Source organism: Variovorax sp. 01T432 (assembly GCF_056398605.1).
Map to the genome: position 1 here is coordinate 85,682 of NZ_JBFTPS010000011.1, position 12,527 is coordinate 98,208.

Here is a 12,527-nt window from a genome sequence, read left to right on the forward strand (position 1 = left end):
ACCTTGGATTCTAACGATCGACCTTAGCTGCCGGCTGACCTGCGCGCGCTGTTCTCAGCGCTTCGACCTGTTCTTCGCGCAGCCAGCGCCACTGGCCCGGCGCAAGATCGTCGGGCAGCGAGAGCACGCCAATCCGGGAACGATGCAGCTCCTCGACACGATTGCCGACGGCGGCGAGCATGCGCTTGACCTGGTGATACTTCCCCTCCGTGAGCGTGAGCCGCAGGTGCAGCGGGCCCGCCACCTCGCAGGCGGCGGCGCGCACGGGCTTGGGGTCGTCGTCCAGCACCACGCCGGCCAGGAGGCGCGCCACCTGGGTATCGTCGACCGGGTGCTTGGTCGACACTTCATAGACCTTGGGCACGTGGTGCTTCGGGGAACCCATGCGGTGAATGAACTGGCCGTCATCGGTCAGCAGGAGCAGGCCGGTGGTGTCCTGATCGAGCCTGCCGATCGCCTGCACACCCTGCACCGCGCCCTTGTTCGGGCGCAGGCGCAGCGGCGAAGGCAGCAAGGTGTAGATGCTGGGGTAGGTCGAGGGCTTCTGCGAGCACTCGGTGCCCGCCGGCTTGTGCAGCATCAGATAGGCCTTCTCGTGGTATTCCCACTCGGTGCCCTGCACCGTGAAACGCAGGCCTTCGGTGTCGAGATCGACGAAAGGGTCCGCGACGACGGCCCCGCCCACTGTCACGAGACCCTGCTGGACCAACCCGGTGCACACGCGCCGCACGCCAAAGCCCTGGGTATAGAGGATTTCCTGGAGTTGCATCAGTTCAGTATCCGAGCGCCAGCCCGGTGTTGCGGCGCGGATCGTTGGCGCCATAGAAGCGATCCTTGCCCACCGGCTTGCCGCCCAGCGTCGGCGCGCCGACGATGATCGCCTCGATGTGATTGGCCGGCCGTTGCTCACGGATGTTGTGGCCCATGCCGGCGAGCAGATTGCGCGTGTCGGGGCTGAGCGCGAAAGGCTCGACCTCGGTCACGTCCGGCAGCCATTGCTGGTGGAAGCGCGGAGCATCGGCTGCCTCTTGCACATCCATGCCGTAGTCGACCACGTTCAGAATGGTATGCAGGACCGTCGTGGGGATGCGGCTGCCGCCCGGCGTTCCGACCACGAAGACGGGCTTGCCGTCCTTGGTCAAGATGGTCGGGCTCATCGAACTGAGCGGACGCTTGCCCGGCGCGATGGCGTTGGCCTGGCCCTGCACCAGGCCGTAGAGATTCGGCTCGCCGACCTTGGAGGTGAAATCGTCCATCTCGTTGTTGAGCAGCACGCCGGTGCCACTCGCCATGACCTTGGCGCCGAACCAGTCGTTGAGGGTGTATGTCACGGAGACCGCGTTGCCCCAGCGGTCGACGATCGAATAATGCGTGGTGTTGTTGCCTTCATGCGGCGCCACTCCAGGCTTGATTTCCTTCGATACCCCTGCCTTCTTCGGGTCGATCACCGCCCGGATCTTCTCGGCATAGCCCTTGTCGAGCATCCGGTCGAGCGGGTTCTTCACGAAATCGGGATCCCCCAGGTAGCTGTTGCGGTCGACATAGGCGTGCCGCATCGCTTCGATCTGGTAGTGCACCGCCTGGGCCGAGCGATAGCCGAGGTCCTTGAGCGGGTAGCCCTCGAGGATGTTCAGGATCTCGCAGATCACCACGCCGCCCGAACTCGGCGGCGGTGCCGAGACCACGTGGTAGCCGCGGTAGTCGCATTCGACGGGCGCCAGTTCGCGCGTCGAGTACTGGTCCAGGTCGGCCTGCGTGATGATGCCCCTGCCGGCTTGGCTCGAAACCACGATGGCGGCGCCGACGCGGCCTTTGTAGAAACCCTCCATGCCTTTGGCACTGATGGACTTGAGGGTCCTTGCCAGGTCCTTCTGGACCAGCTTCTGACCCACCGCAAAGGGCTCACCCTTGTTCAGGAAGATCGCGCCCGAAGCCGCATCCTTCCTGAAATCGGCGGTCGAGCTGAGCAGCATGTCGATATCGCCCTGTTCCAGGACGAATCCGCGTTCGGCCAGCGCGATGGAAGGCGCAATCAGGGAGGAGCGCTTCATGGTGCCGTACTTCATGCGCGCAAATTCGAGGCCGGAAACGGTACCCGGCACACCGGCCGCGAGTTGCCCATGGGTACTCAAGCCCTCGATGACCTTGCCCTCCTTGTCGAGGAACATGTCGGCGGTTGCCGCCAGCGGTGCCTTTTCGCGGAAGTCGAGAAAGGTCTTGCGGCCATCCTCCAGCTGCATGGTCATGAATCCGCCACCGCCCAGGTTGCCGGCCGCAGGATAGACGACGGCCAGCGCATAACCGACGGCAACGGCCGAATCGATGGCATTGCCGCCACGCTTGAGTACGTCGACCCCCACCCTGGTAGCCAAGTGCTGCGCCGTCACGACCATGCCATTCTCGGCCGCGACTGGCGCTTGCGAAGCTGCGTGCAGTTGGGCGACGCCCGCCAGCGCCAGCGCAGCCGCGATCGCGCCGCGCAAGGTCGAAATCCAGTGAAGGTGCATATCGGAACTTCCCCGGGATGGATTCAGCCTGCGAGCAAGGCCTTGCGCCGCAGATCCCGTAGCGCGAGCGCCACCTGCGCCTCGGTGAATTCGCGTAACGCGTCTTCGTCGGTGAGGGGCTTCTCGTCCTTGATAAAGCGCAGGCGCTCGGCACGCGCCTCCGCCGCCAGATGCCGCGCCAGGTCGACGTGCGAATGTCTGCCGTCCAGGAGCGGCAGCAGGCAGCGTTCGAGCAGCGAAAGTCCGACCGGCTCGTGCCACTGGTTGCAGACGCTGGCCGAGGGGCCGGCACTCAATGCCAGACTGCGCAGGCCGCGCAATGCGTCGAGTGCGCGCGGGAACTCCGACACCTGCGCCGCCACCTCGGGCGCCGTCAGCCGGATGCGCACAGCACCGAGAATCAGCAGCTCTTCGAGCATTGCCATGACCAGGGGCTCCACGGCGGCGCGAGGCTCCCCGGTGCGCGCCGAGACGCCGGCAATCAAGGTATCGACCGAAGCCGTGGCCGGATAACGTTCGTCGAGCACCTGCGCCACCGCCTTGTGAACGGGGAGCCGCAGCGTGAGTTTGAGATTGCGCATGGCGTTGCAAGGCTGGTCGCCCGCATCGAGCGTCAACACGCCGCCGTTCTCGGCCGTGAACACGCCGGCGAATTCGAGCGCTCGGATTCGCTCGAAATCGAGGCGATAGCGGATGTCGGTGGCGCGGGCCTGCTTGACCAGCAGCGTCTGGCGGAAGGTTCGGTTGACCAGGAAATCCAGGTACTGCTCCATCAGGAGCTGGCTGCCGCCGCATTCGCGCATCAAGGGTTCGCGAACCTTTTCACCGTAGTTCTGCACGAACATGGTCGCCGGGTCGGCATCCGCCAGATAGCAAAGGCCGTGTGCGCTGGCGCGCTCGACAAAGTCCTTGAAATAGCAGGGCAGGTTGCTGGGCTCGAGGAATTCGTGCAGCAGGTAGGAACTGCTTGCGGCGCGCACGATCGGCATGTTCTCCTCAAGCGTCTTCTTGAGCACGCTGCCGGGCCGCGAAGATTGCTCGAGGAATTCGAGCATGCCGCGCGCATAGGAAAGCTTTTCGTCCGGCTCGTCGCGCGGTGCGCCGCGCAGGATCATGGCGTCGCGCACGATCTCGCGCGCCTTCCAGCCGGGGTAGACGTTGTAGCTGACGTAGGCCACACCATCGGGCGCGAGATTCTCCGAACACACGCGCAGGATCGCGTCCTGCACCTCCGGCGTTACGCAGCTGTAGACGCCATGGCAGATGATGTAGTCGAACTGGCCGAAAGACGCATCGATGGTCGCAAGATCGAGGACGCGCAGCTCGATATTCAGCAAGCGCGCCTGCGCGATGGCCGTCGCGCCCTGGCGCAGTTGAACCTGCGACAGATCCACCCCCATCGCCAATGCGTCGGGATGGCGCGCGGCAAAGGGAATCAGGTTGCCGCCGGAAGCACAGCCCAGCTCCAGCACGCGGGCGCGCTCGGGAACGGGGGAATCGAGGCCAAACAGGAAGGCCAGCGCCTCCAGATGCTCCGCGCTCGCCTGCGGAAAAGGATGCGAGTCGTACGGCACAGTGTCGTAGTAACTCGTGAGCGTGGTCGTCATTGAATCCATAGGTCCTCTGCGCAAGCGTGGCAATGAGCAGCCGCGAAGTCGAGTCGGACTATATCCTCGCGCACAGGACGACAAAAAAAGGGCCAACCCCAAAAGGTTGACCCTCATTCGATATGGTGGAGCTGGGGGGATTTGAACCCCCGTCCGCAAGCCTTCTTCGCACAGATCTACATGTTTAGCGATCTGATTTAAGTCTCGCCACCGGTGTCGCGCAGTCGCACGCTCCACCGGCCGCCAGCACCCTATTTTCTCGTCCCGATCCAAGGTACCCGGATCGGAGCCAGCCGATGTAGATTATCTTTGCAGCCGGGAGGCGTCAGATTGCTCTAGCGCCCCCTTGCCCAGCCCATCGGCCTGCTGTTGCAAAGCTCACCGGCAATTAAGCGGCGAGTGCGAAACGTTCGTCGTTTGCAGTTAGTTTGTTTGAATCTGTTTTACGAGCGCATTCAGCTCGACATGCACCGCTACGATTCCGAACCCACGTCGAAACCAGTGCAGCCCCAAGACAGTGATTTTAGGCCTGTTTGAGCAAATGCAAGAGGTCCATCGGTGCTGCAATGGCGGCATCGGCCCTCCAGAGCGTCACATCGGCCTCCGCGCCCATGTAGCCATAGGTCGCGGCCACCGTTCGCATGCCTGCCGCGCGCCCCGCCACGATGTCGCGCTCGTCGTCGCCGACGTACATGCAGCGGGCAGCCTCGATGCCGAGCCGGCGCGCCGCCTCGAAGAGCGGCTCGGGGTGCGGCTTGGCATGGGGCATGGTGTCGCCACTGACAATCGCCCTTGCGGTCTCGAAGAGAGGAATGGCGCGAGTCAATGGCTCCGTGAACCGGGCTGACTTGTTCGTGACGACCCCCCACTGCAAGCCACGTGCGCACAGCGCCTCGACGAGTTTCACCACGCCATCGAAGACCTGAGTATGGCGCAGCATCCTGGCTTCATAGTTTGCGAAGAACTCCTCGCGCAGGGCCGCGAACTCCGGCGCGTCCGGCGCAATTCCAAACGCCACGCCGAGCATGCCGCGTGCACCAGCTCCGGCCATCGGGCGATACCGCGCGAGCGGCAACGGCGCCATCCCGCGATCCGTGCGCATCTGATCGGCGGCGGCGCCCAGATCGGGCGCGCTGTCGATCAAGGTCCCGTCCAGATCGAAGAGGACAGCCTGCGTGACGAACGCGGTCGTCATGTCGAGGACGCCACGGGCTTGCGGGTTGCAAACATGTAGTTGACGCCAGTGTCGTTGCTGAGCCAGTAGCGTCGCGTCACCGGGTTGAATTCGAGCCCCCGCGTTTGCCGCAGGTCGAGGTTGGCGGCTCGACAGTACGCAGCCAGTTCGCTAGGCCGAATCAGTTTGCGATATTCATGCGTACCGCGCGGCAACATGCCCAGCACATACTCGGCGCCCACGATCGCCAGCGCGAAGGACTTCAGATTGCGATGAATGGTGGAGAAGAACACCCACCCGCCGGGCTTGACAAGATCGGCGCAGGCCTTCACGACGGAGGCGGGCTGAGGCACGTGCTCCAGCATCTCCATGCAGGTCACGATGTCAAAGCTCTCGGGTTGCTCCGCGGCCAGCGCCTCGACGCTGACCTCGCGGTACTTCACGCCGCGTGTCCCGGCTTCAAGAGCGTGGAGTTGAGCGACTTTGAGCGCCTTGTCGGCCAAATCGATGCCCAGAACCTCGGCCCCTTTTCGCGCCATGGCATCGGCAAGGATTCCGCCGCCACAGCCAACGTCCAGCACCTTGCGTCCCGCGACCGGCGCAATGCTGTCGAGCCACTCCAGGCGCAGCGGGTTGATTTCGTGCAGCGGCCGGAATTCACTTTCGAGATCCCACCAGCGATGGGCGAGTTCAGAGAATTTGGCAAGTTCTGCAGGATCAGCATTCACGGTATCGGTCATGTGCCGATTATGAAACGACGTGAATTGCGAGCGTCAGTCCCGGAGAAAGGAATGCGCCGCGATTGCCCATAAAAAAACCCCGCCGGAGCGGGGTTTGTTCGAAGACTCTTGCGAATCAACGGTTGGCGCGGGTACCGACCACTTCGATTTCCACGCGACGATTCTTCGCGCGACCTTCCTTGGTCTTGTTGTCGGCCACAGGCTGCGATTCGCCCTTGCCTTCGGTATAGACGCGATTGCGTTCGATACCCTTGGAAACCAGGTAGGCCTTCACGGCTTCAGCGCGGCGAACCGACAGCTTCTGGTTGTAAGCCACGGTACCGATCGAGTCGGTATGACCGACAGCGATGATGACTTCGAGGTTCACGTCTTTGATCTTCGAAACCAGGTCGTCCAGCTTGGCGCGGCCTTCCGGCTTGAGGACCGACTTGTCGAAGTCGAAGAATGCATCAGCGGCGAAGGTGACCTTCGAGGCAGCAACTGCAGGCGCTGCGGGAGCAGGGGCCGGAGCAGGAGCAGCAGCAGGCGCAGCAGCGGCGGGCGGAGCAGGAACGAGCGCACCGTCGCAACCAGCGGCAGCCGTTGCGGGCGTCCAGTTGGCATCGCGCCAGCACAGTTCATTGGTGCCGTTTTTCCAGACCAATTCGCCAGTGCCATTTTGCCAGTTGTCGATGACGGGGCCGCCATCTGCGGCGGTGACACGGGTCTGCGCGCCGGCGGCAGTGGCGAGCGCAGCGACTGCAAACATCATCGCCACTTTATTCAGTTTCTTCATGGTTCTCCTCTTGGGGAAAAAGCCGCAGCCGCGCTGCGAATCAAGGACGCTTTAAGTGACCACCACCCAAAACGTTGAGGCGATTGTGCCATAGGGTCTTTGGCAAACAGCCCGCGAGCGCCCCTCGAAGCGTAGGACGGAGGCGGAATACGGCCCTTGTGTTGCGGCGGTGCGACACCATCCACGGCGTAAAATTTCGCTCCTTGCCGTCAGCCTGCCGCCCATGACCTCGTTCGCCAAAGAAACACTCCCCATCAGCCTCGAAGAGGAAATGCGTCGCAGCTATCTCGATTACGCCATGAGCGTGATCGTGGGTCGCGCCCTTCCGGACGCCCGCGACGGCCTGAAACCGGTTCATCGGCGGGTCCTGTTCGCCATGCACGAGCTCAACAACGATTGGAACCGGGCCTACAAGAAGTCTGCCCGCATCGTCGGCGACGTGATCGGCAAGTACCACCCGCACGGCGACCAGTCGGTCTACGACACAATCGTGCGGCTGGCGCAGGACTTCTCGATGCGACACATGCTGGTCGACGGCCAGGGCAACTTCGGCTCCGTCGATGGAGACAATGCCGCCGCAATGCGGTATACGGAAATCCGGCTCGCGAAAATTGCCCACGAAATGCTGGCCGATATCGACAAGGAAACGGTCGATTTCCAAGACAATTACGACGGCTCCGAAAAAGAGCCGATGGTGCTCCCGAGCAAACTGCCGAATTTGCTCGTCAATGGCTCCGGCGGTATTGCAGTCGGCATGGCGACGAATATTCCGCCGCACAATCTCAATGAAGTGGTGGACGCCTGCGTGCATCTGCTTCGCAACCCACAGGCCAGCATCGACGAACTGATGGAGATCGTGCCGGCCCCGGACTTCCCCACCGCCGGCATCATCTACGGCATCAACGGCGTCAAGGATGGCTACCGCACGGGTCGCGGCAAGGTCGTGATGCGGGCCAAGTGCCACTTCGAGGACATCGACCGCGGACAGCGGCAGGCGATCATCGTCGACGAGCTTCCCTACCAGGTCAACAAGAAGACGCTGCAGGAGCGCATGGCCGAGCTGGTGCACGAGAAGAAGATCGAAGGCATCAGCCACATCCAGGACGAGTCCGACAAGTCGGGCATGCGGCTGGTCATCGAGCTCAAGCGCGGCGAAGTGCCCGAAGTCGTGCTGAACAACCTGTACAAGCAGACGCAGCTTCAGGACACCTTCGGCATCAACATGGTGGCCCTGGTGGACGGCCAGCCCAAGCTGTGCAACCTGAAGGACCTGATCGAGGTCTTCCTGCAGCATCGCCGCGAAGTCGTGACGCGCCGCACCGTCTTCACGCTGCGCAAGGCGCGCGAACGCGGACACGTGCTCGAAGGCCTGGCCGTTGCGCTCGCGAACATCGACGAGTTCATCGCAATCATCCGCAATGCACCCACACCGCCGGTAGCCAAGACGGAGCTGATGAACCGCTCATGGGACAGCAAGCTCGTGCGCGAGATGCTGACCCGCACGCGCGCCGACGGCGGCGTCATCAATGCCGACGACTACCGGCCGGACGGACTCGAACTCACGTACGGAATGGGGTCCGACGGCCTCTACCGCCTGTCCGAAACCCAGGCACAGGAAATCCTGCAGATGCGGCTGCAGCGCCTGACCGGCCTGGAGCAGGACAAGATCGTCGCCGAATACAAGGAAGTGATGGCCGAGATCGATGATCTGCTGGACATCCTCGCCAAGCCCGAGCGCGTATCGGTGATCATCGGCGACGAACTGGGCGCGATCAAGCAGGAATTCGGCCAAAGCAAGCTAGGTGCACGCCGCAGCCTGGTCGAGCACAGCGCCTTCGACCTTTCCACGGAAGACCTGATCACGCCGACGGACATGGTGGTCACACTGTCCCACAGCGGCTATATCAAGAGTCAGCCCCTTGGCGAATACCGGGCCCAGAAACGCGGCGGACGAGGAAAGCAGGCCACGGCGACCAAGGAAGACGACTGGATCGACCAGCTCTTCATCGCCAACACGCACGACTACATCCTGTGCTTCTCCAACCGCGGGCGGCTCTATTGGCTCAAGGTCTGGGAGGTGCCAGCCGGCTCGCGCGGTTCACGCGGCCGCCCGATCGTCAACATGTTCCCTCTCCAGGAAGGCGAAAAGATCAATGTGGTCCTCGCCCTGACCGGCGAGAAACGCACCTTCCCTGCCAACCAGTACGTCTTCATGGCGACCTCGATGGGTACCGTCAAGAAGACGGCGCTCGATGAGTTCAACAACCCGCGCAAGGCCGGCATCATCGCGGTGGACCTCGACCCGGGTGACTACCTGATCGGCGCCGCGCTGACCGACGGCGCGCACGACGTGATGCTCTTCTCCGATGGCGGGAAGGCCGTGCGCTTCGACGAGAACGACGTGCGCCCGATGGGTCGCAACGCGCGCGGCGTGCGGGGCATGACGCTCGAGGATGGCCAGGGCGTGATCGCCATGCTGGTCGCCGAAGATGAGCAACAGAGTGTGCTCACGGCCACCGAGAATGGTTACGGAAAACGTACAAGCATTACCGAATACACGCGCCATGGCCGGGGAACCAAAGGCATGATCGCGATTCAACAAAGTGAGCGTAACGGCAAGGTCGTGGCTGCGACTCTCGTGCATGCCGACGACGAGATCATGCTCATCACCGACAAGGGTGTCCTCGTACGCACCCGTGTCTCCGAAATTCGAGAGCTCGGACGCGCCACACAGGGCGTCACGCTCATCGGGCTCGACGAGGGTGCCAAGCTCAGCGGTCTGCAGCGCATCGTCGAAAACGATGCGAATGTCGAGCCCGAGCCAGACGCCGACGACACTTCCTCACCATCTTCAACGGAGAACTCCTAAGTGAACAAAATCAAACTCGCGCTCCTCACGGCCGCGCTCGCCTGCAGCTCGCTGGCCATGGCGCAGGACAAGGCCGCGATGATCAAGCAGTTCCTGGACCTGCAGAAACCCGGCATCGAGTCGCTGGCGCGGGGGTTGGTCGAACAATCCAGTGCACCCATCGCGCAGGCGGGGTCGCAATACCTGCAAACGCAGGTTCCCGCAGAAAAGCGCGAAGCAGCAGCGAAGGCGGCCGACACCGAACTCAAGAAGTACTTCGACGATGCCTATCCGATCGTGCGCGACAAGGCCGTGCAGCTGGCGCCTGGCGCGCTGACGCCGATCCTGGAGCAGAACTTCAGCGAGGACGAGCTTCGCCAATTGCTGGCGTGGATCAGCTCACCATTGAGCAAGAAGTACCAGGAACTCAATCCCAAGCTTCAGACCGCGCTCACCGAAAAGCTGGTCGCCGAGACGCGTGCGACCATCGAACCGAAGATGCGCGCGCTGGACACCAGCGTGGCAAAGGCACTGGGCGCGCCCATGAACACCGACGCAGCACCGGCCGCAGGCGCAGCAACACCGAAGGCGGCGCCCAAGGCGCCCGCCAAGAAGTGACCCGGCCCGCGGGTATCCGCCCGTACAACTTCTCCGCCGGCCCGGCTGCCATGCCGGAGAGCGTGCTGCAGCGCGCCGCCGCCGAAATGCTGAACTGGCAAGGCAGCGGCATGAGCGTGATGGAGATGAGCCATCGCGGCAAGGAGTTCGGCCTCATCTGCACGCAGGCGGAGGCTGACATCCGGGCCCTGCTCGCGGTGCCCGCGCACTTCCACATCCTTTTCATGCAAGGCGGCGGGCTCGGCGAGAACGCGATCGTCCCGATGAATCTTTCGCGCGGCACCAGCGCGGATTTCGTCATCACCGGCAGCTGGAGCGCCAAGTCGCAAAAGGAAGCGCTGCGCTACTGTGCGGCGAACATCGTCGCGACCAATGCCGCTGGCCAGCACACCCAATTGCCCGATCCGGCCACCTGGGAACTCAGCGCGGACGCGTCGTACGTGCACGTCTGCACGAATGAAACGATCAACGGCGTCGAGTTCCAGGAGTTGCCTGACCTCGCCGCCCTCGGCAGCAAGGCACCGCTGGTGATCGATTTTTCGTCCCATGTGGCATCGCGCCCGGTGGATTGGACCCGCGTGGGCCTGGCTTTCGGCGGCGCCCAGAAGAATCTCGGGCCCGCCGGCCTGACGATCGTGGTCGTCCGGGACGACCTGCTGGGCCATGCTCTAGACATCTGCCCGAGTGCCTTCAACTACAAGATCGTCGCCGACAACAAGTCGATGTACAACACGCCGCCGACGTGGGGGATCTACGTCGCGGGACTGACCTTCCAATGGCTGCGGCAGCAGACGGAAGGCGGACTCACCGGCGTCGAGGCCATGGAGCAGCGCAACATCGCGAAGGCGCGCCTGCTTTACGACTTCATCGACAGCTCTTCCTTCTACGACAACAAGGTCGAATCCACCTGCCGCTCGCGCATGAACGTGCCCTTCTTTCTCCGCGACGAGAGTCGCAACGAGGCCTTTCTGGCCGGCGCGCGCGAAGCGGGCCTGTTGCAACTCAAGGGCCACAAGTCCGTCGGGGGAATGCGGGCAAGCATCTACAACGCCATGCCGCTCGCCGGCGTGCAGGCCCTGGTGAGCTACATGCGAGAATTCGAGCGGTCGCACGCCTAGACGCATGCGTACCTGAACGATGACCGCACCCGCACCACCCACTCCCGCCTCCGACTCCTCTTCCAGCCTCGGCGATCTGCGCGTGCAGATCGACTCGCTCGACCAGCAGCTTCTCGACCTCCTGAACAGGCGCGCGCATGTCGCGGAACTGGTCGGCGAAGTCAAGAAGCGCGAGGGCACGCCCTACTTCCGCCCCGATCGCGTGGCCCAGGTCATCGACAAGATGCAGAAGAGCAACGGCGGCCCGCTGAAGGCGCTGCACGTGGCCGCCATCTGGCGCGAGATCATGTCGGCCTGCCTCGCCCTCGAATCGCCGCAGCGGGTTGCCGTGCTCGGGCCCGAGGGTACGTTCACGGAGCAGGCCGCGATCGAATACTTCGGTGGCGCGGCAGATCTGATCTATTGCGCCAGCTTCGATGAAGTCTTCCACGCGACGGCAGCCGGCAGCGCTCAATATGGCGTGGTCGGCGTCGAGAACTCCACCGAAGGCGTGGTCACACGCTCGCTCGACCTCTTCCTGCACTCGCCTACCCACGTGGTCGGTGAAGTCAGCCTGCTCGTGCGCCACCATCTGCTGCGAAGCAGCAATACGCTCGACGGAATCGAAGCCGTGCTGGCCCACCCCCAGGCGCTCGCGCAGTGCCAGACCTGGCTCGCGAAGCACCTGCCGCACGCCGAACGCCGGGCCGTCTCCAGCAACGCCGAAGGCGCGCGACTGGCCGCCGGCAACCCGGCCTGGGCCGCTCTCGCGAGCGAACGCGCCGCGACCCGCTTCGGACTGCACATCGTCGCCCACGCCATCCAGGACGACTCGTACAACCGCACGCGCTTTGCCATCATCTGCCTGCCCCAGACGCTGGCCATGCCGCCCGCTTCGGGCAAGGACTGCACCAGCCTGGTGGTCTCGGTGCCCAATCGTCCGGGCGCCGTGCACGACCTGCTGATGCCGCTCAAGACCAACAACGTCTCGATGACACGTTTCGAGTCGCGGCCGGCGCGCACCGGCCAGTGGGAGTACTACTTCTACATCGACCTCGACGGCCATCCGTCGCAGCCCAACGTCGCCGCCGCGCTCACGGAATTGCGAAAGCTTTGCGCTTTCTACAAGGTCATCGGCGCCTACCCTGTCACGGCCTGAGG

At 63.5% G+C, this 12,527-nt stretch carries 10 protein-coding genes and 1 other RNA gene; 4 read left to right on the forward strand and 7 right to left on the reverse strand.

The window, feature by feature from the left end; genetic code table 11:
- Window positions 1–10 precede the first annotated feature (10 nt).
- The 7 genes from AC1DNF_RS11415 to ompA all read right to left on the reverse strand — a co-directional run bounded on the left by AC1DNF_RS11415 (window position 11) and on the right by ompA (window position 6,803).
- Window positions 11–769 (reverse strand): 16S rRNA pseudouridine(516) synthase, encoded by a 759-nt coding sequence (locus tag AC1DNF_RS11415; RefSeq protein ID WP_478148695.1) that lies wholly within the window; start codon window positions 767–769, stop codon window positions 11–13.
- A gap of 4 nt (window positions 770–773) precedes the next feature.
- A complete protein-coding gene (ggt, locus tag AC1DNF_RS11420; RefSeq protein ID WP_478148696.1) occupies window positions 774–2,507 on the reverse strand; it encodes a gamma-glutamyltransferase in 1,734 nt (577 codons plus the stop codon).
- A gap of 23 nt (window positions 2,508–2,530) precedes the next feature.
- Window positions 2,531–4,231, reverse strand: coding sequence for a methyltransferase regulatory domain-containing protein (locus AC1DNF_RS11425; protein WP_478148697.1), 1,701 nt, complete (start codon window positions 4,229–4,231; stop codon window positions 2,531–2,533).
- Between the two features lie 6 nt (window positions 4,232–4,237).
- Window positions 4,238–4,625, reverse strand: a transfer-messenger RNA (tmRNA) gene (gene ssrA, locus AC1DNF_RS11430).
- A gap of 12 nt (window positions 4,626–4,637) precedes the next feature.
- Entirely contained in the window at window positions 4,638–5,309 is a 672-nt protein-coding gene (gph, locus tag AC1DNF_RS11435; protein ID WP_478148698.1) for a phosphoglycolate phosphatase, read from the reverse strand.
- Window positions 5,306–6,028 (reverse strand): bifunctional 2-polyprenyl-6-hydroxyphenol methylase/3-demethylubiquinol 3-O-methyltransferase UbiG, encoded by a 723-nt coding sequence (ubiG, locus tag AC1DNF_RS11440; protein WP_478148699.1) that lies wholly within the window; start codon window positions 6,026–6,028, stop codon window positions 5,306–5,308. The genes gph and ubiG overlap by 4 nt, the downstream gene beginning before the upstream one ends.
- A gap of 115 nt (window positions 6,029–6,143) precedes the next feature.
- Complete coding sequence (ompA, locus tag AC1DNF_RS11445) at window positions 6,144–6,803, reverse strand: outer membrane protein OmpA (RefSeq protein ID WP_478148700.1); 660 nt, start codon at window positions 6,801–6,803, stop codon at window positions 6,144–6,146.
- Between the two features lie 223 nt (window positions 6,804–7,026).
- On the opposite strand from ompA, the gene gyrA reads away from it, so the two are divergent.
- From gyrA to pheA, 4 genes are read left to right on the forward strand one after another with little or no spacing between them, the layout of a single operon-like run.
- A complete protein-coding gene (gyrA, locus tag AC1DNF_RS11450; RefSeq protein ID WP_478148701.1) occupies window positions 7,027–9,672 on the forward strand; it encodes a DNA gyrase subunit A in 2,646 nt (881 codons plus the stop codon).
- On the forward strand, window positions 9,673–10,269 hold the full coding sequence (locus tag AC1DNF_RS11455; protein ID WP_478148702.1) for a DUF2059 domain-containing protein: 597 nt from the start codon (window positions 9,673–9,675) through the stop codon (window positions 10,267–10,269).
- A gap of 14 nt (window positions 10,270–10,283) precedes the next feature.
- Entirely contained in the window at window positions 10,284–11,387 is a 1,104-nt protein-coding gene (serC, locus tag AC1DNF_RS11460; RefSeq protein WP_478148768.1) for a 3-phosphoserine/phosphohydroxythreonine transaminase, read from the forward strand.
- Window positions 11,388–11,406: 19 nt separating this feature from the next.
- The gene (gene pheA / locus AC1DNF_RS11465; RefSeq protein WP_478148703.1) at window positions 11,407–12,525 is read left to right on the forward strand and encodes a prephenate dehydratase; all 1,119 of its coding nucleotides are present in this window, start codon (window positions 11,407–11,409) and stop codon (window positions 12,523–12,525) included.
- Window positions 12,526–12,527 lie beyond the last annotated feature (2 nt).

Excerpts from the sequence above, each read along its gene's own strand:
- AC1DNF_RS11415 (WP_478148695.1), bottom strand. The coding sequence starts at position 769 with ATGCAACTCCAGGAAATCCTCTATACCCAGGGCTTTGGCGTGCGGCGC.
- ggt (WP_478148696.1), bottom strand. The coding sequence starts at position 2,507 with ATGCACCTTCACTGGATTTCGACCTTGCGCGGCGCGATCGCGGCTGCG.
- AC1DNF_RS11425 (WP_478148697.1), bottom strand. The coding sequence starts at position 4,231 with ATGAGGGTCAACCTTTTGGGGTTGGCCCTTTTTTTGTCGTCCTGTGCG.
- gph (WP_478148698.1), bottom strand. The coding sequence starts at position 5,309 with ATGACGACCGCGTTCGTCACGCAGGCTGTCCTCTTCGATCTGGACGGG.
- ubiG (WP_478148699.1), bottom strand. The coding sequence starts at position 6,028 with ATGACCGATACCGTGAATGCTGATCCTGCAGAACTTGCCAAATTCTCT.
- ompA (WP_478148700.1), bottom strand. The coding sequence starts at position 6,803 with ATGAAGAAACTGAATAAAGTGGCGATGATGTTTGCAGTCGCTGCGCTC.
- gyrA (WP_478148701.1), top strand. The coding sequence starts at position 7,027 with ATGACCTCGTTCGCCAAAGAAACACTCCCCATCAGCCTCGAAGAGGAA.
- pheA (WP_478148703.1), top strand. The coding sequence starts at position 11,407 with ATGACCGCACCCGCACCACCCACTCCCGCCTCCGACTCCTCTTCCAGC.